Source organism: Pseudomonas sp. KH_046_2, from assembly GCF_057838985.1.
In genome coordinates, this window is record NZ_CM174480.1 from 4,013,140 (window position 1) to 4,031,473 (window position 18,334).

Genomic DNA, 18,334 nt, shown 5'->3' on the forward strand with positions numbered 1-18,334 from the left:
AGAGGACGGCGAAACCGCGTTCGTTGCTGAACACAAATGAACAATCGGAAATGAACAATTGAACAGCTCACCCATTGACAGTGAACAATAGTGAACAACACTCTATGGACTGCTCACGCCCCCCCCTGTAGGAGCGAGCTTGCTCGCGATGCGCTTGAGAGCGCCTCGTTTATTCAGGCAGCCCTCATCACCGTTAACGTCCATCGCGAGCAAGCTCGCTCCTACAGTGACCGTGTGTAGTTGAAGCCACCATAAAAACAATAAAAGCCTGCTCAGAGATCGACTGCCATGGCCGCACCCGCATCGCCGTTGTCCCACGACGCCATCATCCAGGACTCCTGGTCCCGTTGCCGCGCGTTCGGCCTCAGTCATCAGAGCACGCCGGCATTCGACCAATTGCCGGCCGCAGGCATCGCGCAACTGCTGGAGAGCCAGCACTCGCTGGTGCAAACCACCCATCAGGAAGTGCTGCCCTACTACGAAAACATCCTGAGCAATTCCAATTGCCTGATCATGCTCGCCGACCAGCAGGGCCAGGTGCTCACGTCCTGGGGCACCCAGCGTTTTATCGAACCGAAACTGGCCCGGGGATTCAGCGCCGGCGCCAGCTGGATGGAACGCTGCACCGGCACCAACGCCATTGGCACCGCCCTGGCCTGCGAACAAGCGGTGCACATCGAGCACGATGAACACTATCTCAAGGCCAACCGCTTCATGACCGGTTCCGCCGCGCCGATTTTCGATGCCGAGCGCAAGGTGATCGCGGTGCTGGACGTGTCCAGCGACAGCTACCTGCCGCCCTCCCACACCCTGGGCATGGTCAAGATGATGAGCCAGACCGTGGAAAACCGGCTGATCCTCAACCTGTTCCATGGCCAGCATTTCCAGCTGACGTTCAACACCGGGCTGAACAACCTCGACAGCCAATGGGCAGGGTTACTGATTTTCGATGAGACCGGACAGGTGTTGTCGGCCAATCGCCGGGCCGACAATCTGCTGGGCATCAGCCTGTCGCGGGTCAATGTCGAAAGCCTGTTCAAGGTCTCGCTGCTGGAGTTGCTGAACCAGCCCGACGGCCTGCCCTTCGCCCTGCAAACCTCGGGGCGCAACCGCTTCCAGTGCCTGTTGAAGCGGCCGAAACAGGCATCGATTCAACCTCGAGTGTTCACCGAGCCGGTTGTAGCTGCACCCGCGGCCATCAGCCTCAACTCCCTGCATTTCGGCGACAGTCGCGTGGAAAAGGCCGTGCGTCAGGCCGAGCGCTTGCTGGAAAAAGACATTCCACTGCTGATCCACGGTGAAACCGGGGTCGGCAAGGAAGTGTTCGTCAAAGCCCTGCACCAGGCCAGCTCGCGCAGCAAACAAGCGTTCATCGCCGTCAACTGTGCAGCGATTCCCGCCGAACTGGTGGAATCCGAGTTGTTCGGTTATGAGAAAGGCGCGTTCACCGGCGCCAACCAGAAAGGCAGCATCGGGCTGATCCGCAAGGCTGACAAAGGCACGCTGTTCCTCGATGAAATCGGTGACATGCCGCTGCCGACCCAGGCGCGCCTGTTACGGGTGTTGCAGGAGCGTTGCGTGCAGCCGGTGGGCAGCAGCGAGTTGTTCCCTGTGGACTTGCGCATCATTTCCGCGACCAATCGCTCGTTGCGCGAACAAGTACAACTGGGGCGGTTTCGTGAAGACCTGTATTACCGCATCGGCGGCCTGACCCTGGAGTTGCCGCCGTTAAGAGAACGCAGCGATAAAGAGGCGCTGTTCAAACGTCTGTGGGAACAGCATCGCGAACCAAGCCAATGGGCCGGATTGAGTAACGAAGTGCTGGAACTGTTCAACCGCCACCCGTGGCCGGGGAACTTGCGCCAGGTCAGCAGCGTGATGCAGGTGGCGCTGGCGATGGCCGAGGAACAGCCGATTAGGCCGGAGCATTTGCCGGATGATTTTTTTGTCGACCTGGAGATGGAGCCGGTCGATACGCCGGAACCGTTGGCCGTGGATCTGAATGATGCCGAGTATTTGAACCGGCAGTTGCAGGCGGTTGGGGGGAATATTTCGTACCTGGCGCGCAGGTTGGGGGTTAGCCGCAATACCCTTTACAAGCGGTTGCGGCAGACTGAATGACAAGTTGGCCAAACGGGCCCCTTCGCGGGCAAGCCCGCTCCCACAGGTTCAGCGGGCTGCACAGATTTTGTGTACGACACGGACACTGTGGGAGCGGGCTTGCCCGCGAAGGCGTCAGCCCTGTCATTTCAAATTGAACTGCCAACCCCATAAACAAAAACCCGCACAAGGCGGGTTTTGTTTTTGTACGCCGCAATACGCACTTGTGCGCAAACCCAATAAATACAAGGCCTTTGTGGTATATAATGTGCGTGGCGGTGTGTGGCTGTACGCCTAAACCCGTGTAAATATGTGGGGCTGAGTGTGGGGCTATTGCAATGAGCGCGCTAAATCCAAAGCAAGTCGAGCACCTAACCGAGCCGGGCAGATACCCAGACGGTGATGGGCTTTATCTGGTAATCAAGGCTACAGGCAACAAGTCCTGGTTATTGCGCTACCAACTCAATGGCAGGCGCCGAGACATGGGCTTGGGACCATATCCAGTGGCAAAACTCAAAGCAGCTAGGCAAGCCGCCGCTGAAGCACGTGCACTGATCCTGAAGGGCTGCGACCCCTTGGATGAGCGCCGAGCCGAGCAGCAGCGCCGAGCAGAACAGGCAAATGTCGCTACTTTCAAATCGCTGGTGCTGGATTACCATTCGGCACACTGCCAACACCTGACTGAACGCCGCCGCAAAGGCTGGTTGTCAATTATGGAACGCTACGCTCTCCCGACTATGGGCACGCTGCGACCTGATCAGATACAGACGGAGCAAGTACTACGAGCTCTGCAGCCGATCTGGAGCACGAAACCAGCAACTGCCGATGAGTTGCGCGGCCATATCGAGCGGGTGCTGGATGCAGCCAAAACGCTCAAACTAAGGACCGGGGAGAATCCTGCACGCTGGCGTGGCCACTTGGACAACCTGTTAAGTCGTGTTGACAAAAAGCGCGCTAGGCAAAAGACCAAACATCCAGCGATGGCTTGGCGCGACCTACCGACGTTCATGGGAAGACTGGCATCCATGGAAAGGCGTGATGCTAATGCGCTGCAATTGTTAATTTTGACTGCCGCTCGCGCTGGAATGGTTCGCTTTGCCACTTGGGACGAGTTCGACCTTGACGCTGCCACATGGAGCTTGCCTGCCGAGCGCATGAAAACCCGGCAGCCGTTTACAGTTCCACTTTCACGACAAGCAGTTGCATTACTACGAACCATTCCGCGCATCGCTGGCAGTCCTTATCTGTTTCCTGGCACCAGCAGCAAGTCTGGCGTCATGCACGTCGGCGCAACCTTCAATCTGCTGCACTCAATGGCGCTACCGGACATAACCACCCACGGTTTTCGCGCCACCTTTCGCACGTGGGCGAGTGAATGCACCCACTACCCGCGCGAAGTATGCGAGCTTGCGCTGGCACACGATGAACGCGACCAAACAGAAGCTGCCTACAGTCGAAGCAACTTGCTGGAAAAGCGCCGGGAGCTAATGCAGGCATGGGCTGACTACGCGACCACCGCGCCAGCGACGAACGTGGTGCATGGCACATTCGGGAGGGTTGGCGCATGACGGACGGCCCCAGCGTCGATGATCGAGTTGAAATGCTTCTAACTCAGGCTAAGTCCGACCCCGAAGCAGCAGCGTTGGCGCTACAGTGGATCGCCATGAGTCTGCGCGAGTACGGAAAGATGCCCCAAGGGCTGGCCGACCATTTAGCCGACGCGATAGAAGCTAGCATGGGCAAGCCAGCCAAGCACCGCGCCAAAGCATTAACAGACGAGCTGGGACTGACCGCGAAAAATCGCAGGCCTGCCGCTGACATATTCACGGTCGGGACACACATTCGTCTGCTAATGCATGAGAAAGGGCTATCTATGTCAGCCGCTGCCGGAGAGGTTGCTCATAGGTTTGGTATAAGTGACGCCACGGCACGGAAATATTACAAGACGTTTGTGGCTGGTGGGGAGTGGGAGGTAGTGCCTAGAGCGGAGAGCTTGGCTCACAAATAAGCTGCCAAAAAGGTGGGGGGCTATTTGGCTGCAATGGCATGCCCCAACCACCAACATATGCCCTATACGCCGCAGCCCGTGGCCATACTTGGGGCACCAAACATGAGCAACACACCACTCCCTCGCACAATTTTGCGCATCCACGACCTACAGAAAGCCATGGGTCTTAGCCGCACCAAAATCTACGAGCTAATGGCCGAGGGTAGGTTTCCTAAAGGTAAGCCGATAGCTGGCCTGCACGCCGTTGGCTGGGACAGTCTTGCTGTACAGGATTGGATAAACAATCAGCTAGACCACCCCCAATAACAAGCCGCCGACCAGTTAAGGAGTCAGCGGCTTGGGGTGTAGCAATACAGTTGTAATTTTATACCCCCTTGGCGCGTACTACACCCTTAAAGGTTGGGCTTCTCAGGAGAGAACCCAATGGAAAAGCTTTCGCTAAACAAGGCAAAACCCAAAGCCAGCCCGCTTGACCGCTACCTTGGCCAGCGCGTGGTTATGCAGCTTGGCCCAGTGACCTACACCGGGATTCTGAAGGCAGTTGAACCACAGTGGTTAGTGATGACCGACGCCACACTCACCGGCAGTCGAAACGCCGCGCAGGTGAATTGTGTTCAGATCTACCACCAAGCGTTCAATCGAATTGCTCATATTCACCTTGAGGCCGACTTGCTCGCGCTAGAGGTGCTGGCATGACCATCTATGAAAAATCTCCAGGCCAATGGAAACATATTGAAAACGCTTTTCAGCGTAGAGCGCATGAACTACTGGATTTCGGAGACAGGCCGATCCCAGTTGGCATGGAAACGAAGTCAACGTTGGTCAGGTGGCAGCCGTGGCTCAACGAACTTAGCCACGACGCCATTGATGCGTACTGGCATAGGAACCCCCAGGCTGGGCTGGGAATCATCGTCGATGACCAGACGATGGTGCTTGACGCCGACTCACCGGAGTCGCTGGCGAGACTGCGGGCACTTATTGAGGAGCATGGTCTCACCTGCAATTGGATTCAGCAGACCCGCAAGGGTATGCACTACCGCTTTCGCCGAGCGCCGAACACCACGGCTTGGCAGCAAGGATTCAGCACTATTAAAAGCCCCGACAATATTGATGTAAAAACGGGCCGCAGCGCCATCGAGGGGCTAGCCATGTTGGTAGTGGCCCCGTCACCGGGAAAGACCATGCTGATCGATACCGTCGCTCGTGTTGATGAGTTGGTCGAGATCGGGCAGGATTTCATAGATGCTGTGTGGCAACTGAACGGGCGGGAAGCGCCCCGACTTGCTAAGCCATGCCCTCCGAGAGCACCAATGGGCGACGCTGGGGGGCGTGTGTGCGAGTTGCTGGCACACATTAAGCCTGACTGTGACTACGACCGGTGGCTGACCGTACTCATGGCCTTGCACTTCGAAACAGGCGGTTCTGAGGTTGGGCTAGAACTGGCTTGTCAATGGAGCGCAGGCGACGACAGCGAAGTCGAAGAAAAATGGCGCAGCTTCCATGCTGACGCGACCAACCCGGTAGGGCTGGGCACACTCAAGAAGTACGCCACCGAGGAAGGGTGGAGCGAGTTTAAAAGCCTGCTGGCACGGGCCGAGAAGTTTGGCAACGATACCGAGCCAGAGGAAGTGACCATGCTAGCCACGCAGGCGGCCTTTCTGGGGGCTGTCGAACGGGACGCCGTGCTTAAGCAGATCAAAAAGAGCACAGGCACACCAATGGGCGCACTGCGCAGCGCGATACGCTCCACCAAAGTCGGGGGCGACCATCTGCAATTGGCACGCAATGCAATTGAAAAAGTCGGACACAAAAACCTTGTAGGTGCGCATTCTGGCGTTTGGCAGTGGATTAAGCGCGGCGTGTGGCAGTTGTGCGAGGAACGAGCGCTTCGACAACTGGTACAGGCCGAGGTCGAAGCCAGTGCTGAGAACGTAAATAAAGGGCTTGTGGACTCTGTGACCGACCTGCTCAAGACCGAAGTCTACAACCAGTCTTGCACCTTCAACGTAGGCCCTCCCGAGTGTGTCAACGTGCTGAATGGGGAGTTATCCCTACAGAACGGGGAATGGCATATCGAGCCCCACAATCGGGAGCACTACCGCACGTCTCAACTCCCCGTGGAGTTCGACTCGGAGGCCATAGCACCACGGTTCGAGTTATTCCTGGAATCAGTCTTTGATGGCGACGAAGACGCCTCGGACAAGGCCACTGCCTTGCTTGAAATGATGGGTTATTCCCTGATGGCGCACTGCCGACTGGAAAAGTTTGTTCTGTTGATTGGCGGGGGTGGCAATGGTAAGTCCGTGATGCTGAGAGTAATTGAGGGGCTGTGCGGTCCTAAGGCTGTCGCAGCCGTCCAACCTGCGTCGTTCGGCAGTAGCTTTCAACGCGCCGAGTTGCACAACAAGTTAGTTAATTTGGTCAGCGAAATGAAACAGGGGATGACCATCGACGACGCCGCACTCAAGGCAATCGTGTCGGGCGAAGGAATGACGGTCGAGCATAAACATCAGAAGCCGTTCACTATGCACCCCTTCGCTACTTGCTGGTTTGGCGCAAACCACTTGCCCCACACGCGGGACTTTTCGGATGGGATGTTTCGCCGTGCGCTGATTCTTCGATTCAACAACGAATTTAAGCCCGAGCTAGGCAGCTGCGACCCGCTGCTTTCGAACAAACTAATGAAGGAGTTGCCTGGAATCCTGAACCTTGCCCTACGGGCCTACGCTACCGGATTAGTGAAGGGCTTCACCACGCCAGCAAGCAGTCTGGTCGAGCTCAAGGTATGGAGAACTTCGGCTGATCAAGTGGCACGTTTTGTTGAGGAGTCAGGCATGGTTGAGCGTGACCCGTCGGGACGTGAGAAGTCAGCGACTCTTTTCCAGCTTTACCAAAGTTGGGCCACGCAAGAGGGTATCAAGGTAGCCGTAGCACACACCACGTTCACCGAGCGGCTGCTTCTACTCGGTTGCACAACGGCTAAAGGCCATGCTGGTCGGCGCGATATATTCGGTCTACGTATCAATACGAAAAATTAGGAGGCAAGGGAGGCGGGGCACCCCCAAATTAAATGCAGCTTTAAAAAATTAAAAAACCAAAAATATACTTTTTACTTACTAGTTACGGGGGGAATATAGCTAATAGTAAAATTTTATTTTTTTAAAACCTATAACAATTTGGCTGCACCGCGCCTCCCTTGCCTCCCCTACTGGAAGTACCGCCTGTAGCCCCTACCATGTTGTGGACTGCGGAGCACTGGCGGCCCTGCTACCCCGCTTTACGGGCCGGGTGGCGCGTCTTTGGTCTGCCCATCTTCTTGGGGCCAACACTGAATAGTCCCAGTAAACCCGCTCGCTTGAGATTCCGGTACATTTCTTCCACGGCGAGCGGTTCCACCACTTTCAGGCGTTCGACCCAACGCTGGAAGTACACGCGCTTCATCCCGACAGGTCTGCGAATACACTGAATTGGCATATCCCGGGCGTGGAGCTTGGTGCGTAGCCGCTCGTACCCTGCCACCAAGTCCCGCCCCTCAGCACGTGGAGCGACGCTGTTTGGTCTGTGCAGTCCATGGCAGCCACGGCAGGCGAATCCACCCGTCCACAGGTAAAGCTTGCGCCGCCGCGTGAAGCACCGAGGGCAGAGCACTCGTACTCTAAGCCTATTGCACTTGTCCACGCTCATGGTGAGGTCAAGCCGCTGCGTCGCCTCGTAAGCCGTCACCAACACGTGATCGCCCATCATTTCGGTGATGATTCGCACTTCGCCCTCTAGCCCACCCTTTAGCTCCAGCTTTGCTCCAGCATCCAACCCACCCATCTGCCGGAACGCGCTCATCTCCAGGGCTGGAACCTCGCCCGTGTGCGGTTTTCTCATCGTCGTTGTTCCCGCTTGGCACGGCGAATTGCCGCCAGACGCTGCTCATGTTGAGCCTGCTGGAGCGCTGTCTCGCTTTCGGTATCACGCTGCCCGACCATCTCGATTACGGGTGCTATCGGGCCAGTGACCAGCACTGTTGTACCGCTGGACTGCACGACAGACCTGCTCGCTAGTTCTGCCAGCAATGCAATCGGCCCTTGTGCTGCTGCCTCTAACACGGCTACGGCGTCCTTAGCCCTGCGCAAACGTTCAGCAGTACCGAGCCCTGAGCGCAGCCCGTGGCACTTGGCGCAGGCGAAAGTTTCGAGCAGGTAAAGCAGCGAAGTAGGCTTTTCGCACTGAGGGCAGCACCAGCAAACTCGGTGCGCACCAGAACGGCCACACACGCCGGTCCAGCGGAGGGGCAACGCTTGCTGGTGCCCAACCCAACTAACTAACAGTGCTGAGCGGTCGGGCGCTACACAGTCAAATCTAAGCTCACCTAAACTCAAAGTTCCGGGTGTGGAGTCCCTCAGTAACCCTTGATGCAGTAGGGTTCTGATGTCCAGTGTCGGTAGGTCTGCACGGTGCATAGTGGCTGCCCCTTTAGGGGTGGCGTGGCACGCTTATTTTACCACGCCAAAAGGCCGCTATTAGCTTTGCATTGCGCCCTAAACTTTAACCCAAAGGCCCCTAAAGGTGCTTATAGCGGCTGGCTGCAATCCGCCCGGGGTGTACATCGCGAGCTGGAATATGCGTGGGAATGCGATTTTCGTTCCGACTCTGACCGTTAGTCCCCTCTAAAACGTTTTTTACAAAGACTCGGTCAAAAGAAGCTGCTGATACCGCGTTGTTTTATGCCCATGATGGATTGGGCGTAGCACTTCCCAACACCCCAGCCAGACTGGCTAATCCGCTGCAACTTCTTCGCTCTGTAGCAACTTTTAAGCAACTCGAATCAGGTGCCTGTTGTGGACACTCTTGCTGCTCTGCTTGGATTTCTCGAAAGAAGTCGAAACCATGTTAAGCAAACTATTCGTTGCCGGACGTGCCGAAAAGGATCTACGAAAACCAGCTGTCTTTAGAGGCAGTCGTGATGGAGCAGATGTTATTGGTGCAACAGAGGGGTACGCATCGAGTGGGTGAAATGCCCACGGAAGCCATGCAGACGGCTGGTTAAAACGTGGTCCTCGAAAATAGCTCCCGCTTTCCTTCTACTATTCCACCTGTCGCAGACAAACCTCGTTTGGCATTAAAGCATCGTTCCGTTCGCGATACATAGCCCTGATGGCGAGCCACAGAAAAAACGAAGGCACCTGCAGATCGACGCGCCACATTTAAAATACTTAAAGCTCATAAAAAAATATTTTATATCTCCAACTGAGGCGTGACGACCTTACTCCAAGCCGACTAAAAATTTTCAAGATTGTCACGCAAGTGATACAACCAACAAAAAAACTTATTATTTCCAATAGCTTATAAAAAGTCACTTCTTCTCGAACCCGAAGCTCACAGTGTCAAATAGAAAGCCTACTAACATAGGAGACCTTAAAGACTCTTTTTGACATCTTAAAAACCCACCCTATGCTCACCGAATGGAAAAAACCAATCGAGAAAAGCATGATGCTAATCCCACACACTCAATTAGACTCAAGCACCACAGAAGATATCCAACTACTTGAACATGAACTTTATGACACTCCTGAAAAAGACGTGCTCGTTCTAAATTACACACTAGCCTGCCCCCTTGCATGTGACTTTTGCTGCTATGGCTGCCATCCGAAGCGAAAGGAAAAAATGCCCCTTTCATCAGCAAAGGCACTAGTAACTCAGGCCGCAGCCATGCCTAATTTCACATCAATTGGGCTGACTGGAGGGGAAATATTCATGTTCGAAGATGAGCTTATATCTCTCACAGAACATATATCCACGTGTGGCCTACCTTTCACTGTAGCTACAGCAGCGCATTGGGCAACCTCATTCGAGGCCGCTTCAAAACTTGCGAAAAAGCTAGTAGCAAACGGACTAAAACGAGCAAACATTAGTTGCGACCATTCCCACTCAGCATTTGTCCCAACTGAGAACGTGGTCTTCGCGGCTCGAGCCTTCGCAGAGCAAAAAATCCCAGTCTATATTATTGGTACCTTCCCAGATGAAAACAGCTCATTAGAATCAATGGTACCAGACCTCGTAAACAAACCTTATATATCTCTTCGAACAAAACGACTAGCAAAAGTTGGAAGAGCAAAGAAAGCTACAGTAACCTATAGTGAGCAGTCACTTCAAAATCCTTATAAAACCTGCTATAGACGAAAGTATCATGACGTTGTCGTTTTTTGGGATGGGGAGGTTTATCCCTGCTGTTCAACCTTTAATCTTTCAACAAAAGGCTTGAGCATAGGTAATGCATTTAAAACCCCGCTAGATGAAATCTGGAGAAGAATTCAATACTCTAGTATGTTTCGGATAATGAAAACCTCCGGTTTCTCCGAAATCATAAATATCGTCGCCAAATACGACTCCAATCTGGCAAGCAACATGCCAGACATAAATAGTTTTCCGGGCGCCTGTAGCTACTGCAACTCAGTTTTCTCTAGCGAAACACTCGCCATTAAGTTACGTGCAATATTTGCCGAATTCGAAGTAGACTCGTTATTGGAAGCACAGAATGAACTTAAACAACTAATTGGAGAGCTGGATGTCGCGGAGCTTTTCAAAAAATTCAACCTGACCGCGACTATTGGAGATAAAAATGAGCAATGAACTAGAAATTTTCAAAAACAAAATGAAAACGGATGACGATGCTCGGGCGGAATTAGTATCGGACGTTCAAAAAGCATTAGCCAAGCACGGAGTAAACATTGAAGACGTAGCAGTCATGAAACAGTTCGGATTCAATACGTTGGACCTGAGAGACCCTAGCAATGTTGAGAGCTCCGCAATTATAACCATCGTATACTAAACCAACCACCACTAAATAGACGCAGTTCAATGCCACACTCTAATAACTACTGGCGGATATCACCAATTAAACCGTGCGAAATAGACACCTATTTCGCACTTTTAAACTCTTTTCGCATCAGCGAAGGACTGCCGCTTACGTCTTTAAATAATAGCAAGCTCAACGCTGATGTTTTTTCTTCTAAACGACGTGTTGCTATCCACCTCGCAAGACATGAAACTAAAATTATTGGGTTTATCTCGTTTAAAACATTCTATGATCCAGGGGCAGGAGTTGAAGGCCTGCACTTGTGTGACCTTTATGTCGCGCCCGAACATCGTAAACGTGGCATCGGGCAATCTCTAATAATGTCCTGCGAAAGAGTCGCGACACTGACTAGCAAACGGTTTATATGGTGGGCAACACGTATCGATAACGTATCTGCCATGAAGCTTGCCAAGCACCTAGGCGCTAACTACGCCAAAGTATACAGCGTCGCATTAATACTAAAATAAATGCTATCGCAATTACAGCCATCAGGCTTAATTAAAAACATACATAGCAGATCAGATTCGAACAAATGATGAATTCGCGCCCATAATCCTATTCCGCGATAGGCCGCTGAAAAAAGTAAAATCTCCTTTGCTCCCATCGAACAACTATCCAGCGACATCTGCTTGAGTCTTGATTTTCTTTAATCCTTCCACCGAATCTCGATTCCGGCCGGATAGATGATGGATTGGATGTAGCCATCCACCAGAGGCCCGGCCCGCTTAGTCCTCCCCATTTTATTTCTTCACCTTTGTAGCAATTTTTAAGCAGGCATTCACACAGGCCTTTCCCTGGCACTACCGGTTCTTGGTTTGTCGTCTGGGGAGTCGCCCCTTGCTTGGGATAAAGGCGGTAGTGAGTCATCCGCTCGACATTCGACTGCTACGCTGAATTCTTCACGGAGGATTCTCGATGCCACACTCTGACCTGCTCCCTTCCCTGCTGTTAAAGATCAATGAAAACCAACTCGCCCTGGAAGCCGCCATCATGGAGCTCACGAATTGGGTCGAGCAGCGGGGAGCCGCGGATGTCGCCGACAACGTGCGCGGCGCCCTGGATGCGATCGACCGCAACGAAGAGTTCATCAAGATGACACTCGCGGTGATGATGACGCCGGAATGACTGTTGTCGGCTGATGCGGTCACTCCTCGAATCAACAGCTGCTGACTGACCAAGAGCACCTTTGTTTACAGCACGAACCGTCAGTGGATAGCCTCAGTGATTGATTCGGCTACTCGGTCCGTTTTCCCCGCCAGTGTTGCTCCCGCAGCTGATCTATTAGTGATAATGTCCTTTCTCACTCATAAGGATGGTAGCTATGATCAAAGGACTCGAAAAGCTTCAGCGTCAGATGGCCGAAGCACAGAAAGTACTTCAAAGCTTGGATGGTGATCTTTGTACGGTGAACTTCGATCCCTATGATCCTGCGAGTATTGAGGCGGCTATTCAGCAGGTCGTGACCGTTATTGATGAGCGCGTCGGACACCATAATTCAAATCCGATCATTGGGCCTCTTGCCGAGCAGATGAAGGCGCAATACCGCGCGGACATCATCGACCGCGCAGCAGCGTCTCGGTTGAAGGGGGCTGAATAATGGCTATAGACTTGTTTTCACAGATCAACAACTCCGTTCTGGATCTGCAAGGTGCCCAGCTTCAAACTTTTGAGCGCCCTTTAAAAAAGCTCGCTAGCTTGCTCCAGCACCCTGATTTGGAGGCCGTTAATAGCGTTTTGACCGCAAGCGTCGACCTAGAAGGCTTTTTAGAAGCAAGCGAAAGCACTGGTGGAGGCATGGTCGGAAGTGCCTCTCTCCTCTGGCCTGATGACCATGAGCAGACCTTGGGCCTTACGCTCCTGCTAATAGATAAGCTGGCTGCTGACTCGGATTATGCAATTAATTTTAGTCACCATTATTTTTATTCAGGTAACAAAGTAATTTCCGGAATACACGCATTGACAGGGCAACTTATCATCCCCTTTGTGCGGGATTACAAGCTCTATGTCCAGACACATGGGGAGGTTAAGCCACAGTTGAAACTACCAATTTCCAACAAGATTTTCATTGTTCATGGCCATGACGACGGTGCTCGCGAAACCGTTGCGCGCTTCCTTGAGCGAATGGGTTTTGAAGCAATTATCCTGCATGAGCAAGCCAACCAAGGCCGTACCGTAATCGAAAAGGTGGAAGCACACGGTGATGTGAGTTTTGCCGTGGTACTTCTTACTCCTGACGATGAAGGCAGTGTAAAGGGAGGCGTCCTGGAGCCTCGAGCTAGACAAAATGTGTTACTGGAACTGGGCTACTTTATTGGCCGTCTGGGGCGTGACAAAGTCTGTGCCCTGAAACGCGGACAGCTAGAAATTCCAAGTGATTTTGCGGGCGTGGTGTGGGAACCGATGGATGACACGGGCGGCTGGAAACAAGCTTTAGGGAGAGAGTTGCAAGCCGCCGGTCATAACTTCGATTGGAACAAACTGATGCGCCCTTGAACCTACTTGCAGCTCCATTTCCGGCGCTAAACTTTCTGATAATAGTTTTCAGTAAGCATGAATAAGGACCGACTGCAATGGATCGAATGCTGCCCCTCATGACAGGCGGCAATCGATCCAGGTACCGTGAAAAATGAGGGGACGGAGTTGATGCTGGAGATTGAGCAGGCGGGGGGCGTTGGGTTTCGCTAAGCTCAGTTCAATCTACTCACCGATAACAAATGAGCCACCATCATGGAAGGTACCCCAGCGAAACAAACCAAAAATCGCCGTAGCCCATCGTGGTCGCGTTATGAGTTGATATTGGCTCTCAATCTTTTCTTGCATCACCCGCGAGAATCACTTTCAGAAGATCACCCAGATGTTGTGGAGCTATCTGATTTCCTGAGACGAATGGGAAAGCTAATGGGGCGGCCTATGCCCCAAAATTTCCGTAGTCCAAACGCTGTTGTGATGAAGCTTGCCAACTTCAGCCATTTCAATCCTTCTCACATAGATGCGGGCCTTCAGGGGCTCCGTAATGGGAGCAAAGAGGACAATCGCGTCTGGAAAGATTTTTTCGGTGACGACAATAGATTGGCGGCAGTAGCCGCCACTATCCGAGCTGAAGTAGAGGCTGGCAACGTGAACTCAATTAGTCGCAAATCGACGACAAGGACAGTAACGAGCTATATCACCCGCATCTGTCAAAATGACTCCAATTGGCAGTACCCCACCAGGAGCGCAGCCGAAGCATCGAATACCTTTTCCTCACAGCACGGCTATGGCCATGAGGAATGGCTTTTTCGATTCGAATGGCAAATTGGCGGCTGGCAATATGGCTTTCTTCAAGGAGTAAACAAGGGCTGGGAGTCACGGCTCGCACGTGGTGAGCGTGCAGGTGATGTTGTGCTCTACACCCTTACTCCTGATGGGCGCCGCTATGTGGCCCGTATTCGCCATATCGAGTTCCTAGATGAAGCTCAAGGCATTGCGGCCTTGGATCACTACAAGCGCGTTGGGTGGTATGACCGCATGCTGGAGGAAATAGACACTGTAGATGGTGATAGAAGTGGCTTGGGGAACGGGGAATGGGCCCCTTACGTGTTGAATGTCCGTTTTCGCCCAGAAGATGTTGAGTGGTATCCGCCAAACACATTTGCCGCGGCTGGGGACCCCGTGCAGCACTACAACCGTTATCAGCTCATTGAGCTTAATCACGAGGCCTCCCTGCCAGATACGGTGAATACACGCCGCCCGGCTCGGAAAGGACAGAATCTTCCTCCCATTCAAGACAGCTACTTCAGGAGCGGCGGCTCGGGACGGGAGTGCTCGCCAGAGCATGGGATAATGCAGGCCGCCCTGCATGAGGAGCTGAAAATTGAATACCCTGGGGCGAATATCGTCTTCGAAGAAAATTTTGTAGATGTCACCTTAACAACGGAAATGGAGACAATTCTCTTCGAGGTTAAGTCAGATTTCTGCACCCGTAGGGTTTTGCGCTTGGCGATTGGACAGCTACTTGAGTACGCGTACTACTGGAATGAGCTACCAGAAAAAGCGGTAAGACTGGTTGCGGTTGGTCGGACAGCACTGAGCCCTGAGGACGAGAGATATCTCAGATACCTTACGGGAAAATTGAATCTTCCACTTGAGTATCGCCAGGTCGAGCTTCCCTCTGAGGCTTAGGAGTATCTCTAATTCAGTGCCGATTCCCCAACCCATCGGCACTCCTTGAGGCTCTCCTGTTTCCTGATGATGGATTGGATCGACTTACCGTCACACGCCATGAAATAAAGGCAAAGATGACGGCCAAAAAAAAAAAAAAAAAACCCCGTACCAATTTCGTACCAGCAAAATTCGCCACTCACTAAAATCCGCCTCCTTTTTTCACCCCTGTAGTAAATTTTTGAGCAACCCTTTTCGGCTCCAATCCCGAGCACTGTCACTCAAAGCTTGACGAAAGCCAGGATGGCATTACGATGGCTCGCGATTAAAAGGCTCAAATTGTTAAGTTGATAGCTTTGAAAGCTAACTTCCCGCAGCGCGGCCTGAGCACATTCGCCCTCATAAAGTAAGAGAAACCAGGATGGCCAAGTCAAGTGTGTCGCATATCAGAAAGACCTTTATTGCTGAAATCATCCGTGCACAGAATCTAGTGCACTCTGTCCAGGAGTTACCTCGTTGGTCTCCGAAATCCATCGATGAAGTCATTCATACAAAGCACGTGAATCAAATTATTGAACTGGCCTTCATGGGAATGGTTTCAGCCTGGGAAGAGTTCCTAGAAGCAACACTTGTGCGTTATATGACAGGTGCAACTACAGAAAATGGTTATTGCCCCACACCTAAATTCGGGCAAGCGACAGATTTAGCACATGCCTATGAAATACTTTCACACGACCCCGAATACAACAAAGCAAAATCTTATTTGAAAGTTACAGAACCCCGCGGCATTTGGAGGACGGCTGACTTCTTCTTTTCAAAACATAATTTTAGATCTTTAGAAAGCAAAGCACCATTAATCAGACATGCCTCTGCAATCAGAAATCGAGTTGCACATAGCTCTGAAAAATGCAGGAAAGCGTTTAAAGAAACCGCCTTGGCTTTTCTAAAACCACCTGATGGAAAGCTTGTTAGCGGCTACCAACCAGGTAAACTTCTGACCACGCCAGTTCAAGGCATTTTTTCACAATCAAGCGTTAGCAAGAGAACATCGCATTTTGATGCTTTTGCTGAACTATATGAAGATCTGGCACGGATCATTGTCCCGGATTAAGACAACACCTCAGTCGAACACATCCCGATTTAGCTTGGGCATGAAAGAAAAAAGCCCCTACCCCCCTTTTAAAACGGTGGCTAGGGGCCATTTTAACCTTACTAAAGCGAAATAGGCCATCTAGCTTTGCATCTGATGCTTTACTATTCCATGGAAAATAGTTGCGATATAACTGAGGGTTGCCTTATTCACGAATGAAAACAGCAGATCAGCTTCAATAATATCATCAAGACCTATGTTATCGCTCCGTGCGTTAGAATAATGAAAGAATCGATTCCGGAGGTTAACAAGAAAACTATGGTGTTCCAAGAAAGGGATAGCAAGCCTGTCGGGAAATTGTGTGCCTGCGCTATACTTTGCCGGACCATTCCAACCAACCACTTTTTCGGCCAGGGCTTTAAAAATTGACGCTCGATACTCCTGCTTTGTGTTAATTTCAATATCAACCGTCGTCTGCAACTCCGGGAGCCCTTTGAAAAGGGTCGCTATGAAGTTCTTATGGAACTTCAATTCCCCTACATTCCCATCAGAGTTCGAAGTACTCAACCACTGCCGAAGGTTTTCAAATGTTCCTATATAGTCTTCGGTCCTGGATGCATAGATCATTGGGAAAGCATAGGACAAATGTTCATACGACCTATATAAATGTACAAAGGCCGCTGTATGCCTCTCCCCCTTCTCATGATAAATACAGCTAGCTAGCTCGGCCAAAAAACTCTTATAAAACTTCCTGTTTTTGAAACCAGTACGCGTTATTAGAGCCTCGTAATCAGAAAGGTTTAACCCCTCATCAAAGCCATCTAAGAAATCAAGATCGCCCTGGGAATTGGTCCTGAGATCACTATAAAAATAGTTGGTCTCAAGCGAAGCACCTTCCTCTGTGTTCAAGTTCGTTATCTGACAGCTACCTGAGATAACCCGGAAAATCATCGCAAATTCGTGGGTATTCTGGCCGATATAAAAGGGTGACTCCTCCGAAAATGGAGATCCGGACCTCTCGGCAAACTCATAGCTAACTGTTTTCATAATTACGCAGCTATTTCGTCAGAGAAATATGTCAGCAATTCAATATCATTAAAAGAAATTACATCGCTAATTTTTTCAATAAGTTTACGACTAAGCTCACGCCTGTATTTACCTAGGTTAACCTTGGCTGCATCGATAGATTTAAACGCTGTATCGAACCGCTCTACCAACTCACCAAAACTATCAGCATCGAGGTTATTCAAAAACCCATAGGAAGATTTTACACCAACGCAAAAGCCAATTAAGTTATTTTGAGTTTTCAGCCAAGTTTTCGCATGATCATTCGTAGAAAATTTGTCTATCAACTCAAGAACCTGCTGAAACTCTAAGCCGTTCTCGACAACAGCCGTCGCCATGATGTTGCCAACAATAATCTCATCCATTTTTTCGCTGATGATTTTATTGTTTTCGTTATGAACACTATTAGTAAAAAAAGCAAGGTACCCCTTCGAAATATCAGAAAGATTGAATGCACCTCGCTTTATTTTTTCGCCACGATCTTTTTCCGACTGAATTTCTATATCTAACGAGCTAAAATCAAAAAGCTCCTCAGTTAAAACCTCTATTTGATGTCTCGGCGTCATAGGCCGCTGACCATTGTTGAGGGTGATCATTCGATATAGCAACATATCCTTATTCCCCGATATAACCACACTGAGGTATAGCGCTTTATCGTTAGGAAAGTCCTCATGATCTTTAATGCTATTAAGCGTATTAAGTCGCTGCATACCATCAAGCACATAACCCTTTTCAACATTTTCATTAGCGTAATTAGAAGCCTCATCAACATTTTCAAAATCGATTTGCTCGAGTTCGATCAATGCCAATGTTATTGGAGGCATTAGACACCCTTTCAAAATATCATTGCGCAATCGATCATAAAATGCTGGATTTTGAATTTTACGCTGAGCAGAAAACCGATTTATCAACGGAAATATATTATCAATTGCAAATCGATAAGTAGTCTCACCCGTCAAAACAACGCTTTTAATAACACTATCGTACTCTTTGGTAAATATTTTGATCGTCACGGGCGTCGCTCCTTTGGGTGATCGATAATAGTAATGAGAGGGGAAGTAATGGTAAAGAGACGATTGACCTG

General features: G+C 51.0%; 17 protein-coding genes. 14 read left to right on the forward strand and 3 right to left on the reverse strand.

Features of this window, described 5'->3' with window-relative positions; genetic code table 11:
• The first annotated feature begins 288 nt into the window (after nt 1-288).
• The 6 genes from AC3IX1_RS18205 to AC3IX1_RS18230 all read left to right on the forward strand — a co-directional run bounded on the left by AC3IX1_RS18205 (nt 289) and on the right by AC3IX1_RS18230 (nt 7,146).
• Nucleotides 289-2,121, forward strand: a complete 1,833-nt coding sequence (locus AC3IX1_RS18205) for a sigma-54-dependent Fis family transcriptional regulator (RefSeq protein ID WP_489385251.1) — start codon at nt 289-291, stop codon at nt 2,119-2,121.
• 317 nt (nt 2,122-2,438) lie between these two features.
• The gene (locus AC3IX1_RS18210) at nt 2,439-3,668 is read left to right on the forward strand and encodes a tyrosine-type recombinase/integrase (RefSeq protein ID WP_489385252.1); all 1,230 of its coding nucleotides are present in this window, start codon (nt 2,439-2,441) and stop codon (nt 3,666-3,668) included.
• Nucleotides 3,665-4,108 carry a hypothetical protein gene (locus AC3IX1_RS18215; protein WP_489385253.1) on the forward strand — a complete coding sequence of 148 codons (444 nt, stop codon included), beginning with the start codon at nt 3,665-3,667 and terminating at the stop codon, nt 4,106-4,108. Before AC3IX1_RS18210 ends, AC3IX1_RS18215 begins: the two co-directional genes overlap by 4 nt.
• 102 nt (nt 4,109-4,210) lie before the next feature.
• Complete coding sequence (locus AC3IX1_RS18220; RefSeq protein WP_489385254.1) at nt 4,211-4,414, forward strand: helix-turn-helix transcriptional regulator; 204 nt, start codon at nt 4,211-4,213, stop codon at nt 4,412-4,414.
• A gap of 117 nt (nt 4,415-4,531) precedes the next feature.
• Nucleotides 4,532-4,804: a hypothetical protein gene (locus AC3IX1_RS18225; protein WP_489385255.1), complete on the forward strand. Its 273-nt coding sequence runs from the start codon at nt 4,532-4,534 to the stop codon at nt 4,802-4,804.
• Nucleotides 4,801-7,146, forward strand: a complete 2,346-nt coding sequence (locus AC3IX1_RS18230; RefSeq protein WP_489385256.1) for a phage/plasmid primase, P4 family — start codon at nt 4,801-4,803, stop codon at nt 7,144-7,146. The genes AC3IX1_RS18225 and AC3IX1_RS18230 overlap by 4 nt, the downstream gene beginning before the upstream one ends.
• A gap of 229 nt (nt 7,147-7,375) precedes the next feature.
• Here the strand turns inward: AC3IX1_RS18230 and AC3IX1_RS18235 are convergent, their stop codons facing one another.
• Nucleotides 7,376-7,984 carry a hypothetical protein gene (locus tag AC3IX1_RS18235; RefSeq protein ID WP_489385257.1) on the reverse strand — a complete coding sequence of 203 codons (609 nt, stop codon included), beginning with the start codon at nt 7,982-7,984 and terminating at the stop codon, nt 7,376-7,378.
• A 1,566-nt stretch (nt 7,985-9,550) separates the two neighbouring features.
• Here AC3IX1_RS18235 and AC3IX1_RS18240 point away from each other — a divergent pair.
• The 8 genes from AC3IX1_RS18240 to AC3IX1_RS18275 all read left to right on the forward strand — a co-directional run bounded on the left by AC3IX1_RS18240 (nt 9,551) and on the right by AC3IX1_RS18275 (nt 16,206).
• Nucleotides 9,551-10,729 carry a radical SAM/SPASM domain-containing protein gene (locus tag AC3IX1_RS18240; RefSeq protein ID WP_489385258.1) on the forward strand — a complete coding sequence of 393 codons (1,179 nt, stop codon included), beginning with the start codon at nt 9,551-9,553 and terminating at the stop codon, nt 10,727-10,729.
• Nucleotides 10,719-10,928: a hypothetical protein gene (locus AC3IX1_RS18245; RefSeq protein ID WP_489385259.1), complete on the forward strand. Its 210-nt coding sequence runs from the start codon at nt 10,719-10,721 to the stop codon at nt 10,926-10,928. The genes AC3IX1_RS18240 and AC3IX1_RS18245 overlap by 11 nt, the downstream gene beginning before the upstream one ends.
• A gap of 29 nt (nt 10,929-10,957) precedes the next feature.
• On the forward strand, nt 10,958-11,422 hold the full coding sequence (locus tag AC3IX1_RS18250; protein ID WP_489385260.1) for a GNAT family N-acetyltransferase: 465 nt from the start codon (nt 10,958-10,960) through the stop codon (nt 11,420-11,422).
• 448 nt (nt 11,423-11,870) lie between these two features.
• Complete coding sequence (locus AC3IX1_RS18255) at nt 11,871-12,080, forward strand: hypothetical protein (RefSeq protein WP_121103608.1); 210 nt, start codon at nt 11,871-11,873, stop codon at nt 12,078-12,080.
• Between the two features lie 196 nt (nt 12,081-12,276).
• Nucleotides 12,277-12,552 (forward strand): hypothetical protein, encoded by a 276-nt coding sequence (locus AC3IX1_RS18260; protein WP_489385261.1) that lies wholly within the window; start codon nt 12,277-12,279, stop codon nt 12,550-12,552.
• Nucleotides 12,552-13,448 (forward strand): TIR domain-containing protein, encoded by an 897-nt coding sequence (locus AC3IX1_RS18265; RefSeq protein ID WP_489385262.1) that lies wholly within the window; start codon nt 12,552-12,554, stop codon nt 13,446-13,448. The genes AC3IX1_RS18260 and AC3IX1_RS18265 overlap by 1 nt, the downstream gene beginning before the upstream one ends.
• Before the next feature lie 234 nt (nt 13,449-13,682).
• Nucleotides 13,683-15,116, forward strand: coding sequence for a hypothetical protein (locus tag AC3IX1_RS18270; protein WP_489385263.1), 1,434 nt, complete (start codon nt 13,683-13,685; stop codon nt 15,114-15,116).
• A 400-nt stretch (nt 15,117-15,516) separates the two neighbouring features.
• Nucleotides 15,517-16,206: a hypothetical protein gene (locus tag AC3IX1_RS18275; RefSeq protein WP_489385264.1), complete on the forward strand. Its 690-nt coding sequence runs from the start codon at nt 15,517-15,519 to the stop codon at nt 16,204-16,206.
• A 120-nt stretch (nt 16,207-16,326) separates the two neighbouring features.
• On the opposite strand, the gene AC3IX1_RS18280 is transcribed toward AC3IX1_RS18275, so the two are convergent.
• Both AC3IX1_RS18280 and AC3IX1_RS18285 read right to left on the reverse strand, forming a co-directional pair.
• Entirely contained in the window at nt 16,327-17,232 is a 906-nt protein-coding gene (locus AC3IX1_RS18280) for a hypothetical protein (RefSeq protein WP_489385265.1), read from the reverse strand.
• A 2-nt stretch (nt 17,233-17,234) separates the two neighbouring features.
• Nucleotides 17,235-18,263, reverse strand: a complete 1,029-nt coding sequence (locus tag AC3IX1_RS18285) for a hypothetical protein (protein ID WP_489385266.1) — start codon at nt 18,261-18,263, stop codon at nt 17,235-17,237.
• Nucleotides 18,264-18,334: the final 71 nt, after the last annotated feature.

Coding starts and splice junctions, on each gene's coding strand:
- AC3IX1_RS18205 (WP_489385251.1), top strand. CDS start 289: ATGGCCGCACCCGCATCGCCGTTGTCCCACGACGCCATCATCCAGGAC.
- AC3IX1_RS18210 (WP_489385252.1), top strand. CDS start 2,439: ATGAGCGCGCTAAATCCAAAGCAAGTCGAGCACCTAACCGAGCCGGGC.
- AC3IX1_RS18215 (WP_489385253.1), top strand. CDS start 3,665: ATGACGGACGGCCCCAGCGTCGATGATCGAGTTGAAATGCTTCTAACT.
- AC3IX1_RS18220 (WP_489385254.1), top strand. CDS start 4,211: ATGAGCAACACACCACTCCCTCGCACAATTTTGCGCATCCACGACCTA.
- AC3IX1_RS18225 (WP_489385255.1), top strand. CDS start 4,532: ATGGAAAAGCTTTCGCTAAACAAGGCAAAACCCAAAGCCAGCCCGCTT.
- AC3IX1_RS18230 (WP_489385256.1), top strand. CDS start 4,801: ATGACCATCTATGAAAAATCTCCAGGCCAATGGAAACATATTGAAAAC.
- AC3IX1_RS18235 (WP_489385257.1), bottom strand. CDS start 7,984: ATGAGAAAACCGCACACGGGCGAGGTTCCAGCCCTGGAGATGAGCGCG.
- AC3IX1_RS18240 (WP_489385258.1), top strand. CDS start 9,551: ATGCTCACCGAATGGAAAAAACCAATCGAGAAAAGCATGATGCTAATC.
- AC3IX1_RS18245 (WP_489385259.1), top strand. CDS start 10,719: ATGAGCAATGAACTAGAAATTTTCAAAAACAAAATGAAAACGGATGAC.
- AC3IX1_RS18250 (WP_489385260.1), top strand. CDS start 10,958: ATGCCACACTCTAATAACTACTGGCGGATATCACCAATTAAACCGTGC.
- AC3IX1_RS18255 (WP_121103608.1), top strand. CDS start 11,871: ATGCCACACTCTGACCTGCTCCCTTCCCTGCTGTTAAAGATCAATGAA.
- AC3IX1_RS18260 (WP_489385261.1), top strand. CDS start 12,277: ATGATCAAAGGACTCGAAAAGCTTCAGCGTCAGATGGCCGAAGCACAG.
- AC3IX1_RS18265 (WP_489385262.1), top strand. CDS start 12,552: ATGGCTATAGACTTGTTTTCACAGATCAACAACTCCGTTCTGGATCTG.
- AC3IX1_RS18270 (WP_489385263.1), top strand. CDS start 13,683: ATGGAAGGTACCCCAGCGAAACAAACCAAAAATCGCCGTAGCCCATCG.
- AC3IX1_RS18275 (WP_489385264.1), top strand. CDS start 15,517: ATGGCCAAGTCAAGTGTGTCGCATATCAGAAAGACCTTTATTGCTGAA.
- AC3IX1_RS18280 (WP_489385265.1), bottom strand. CDS start 17,232: ATGAAAACAGTTAGCTATGAGTTTGCCGAGAGGTCCGGATCTCCATTT.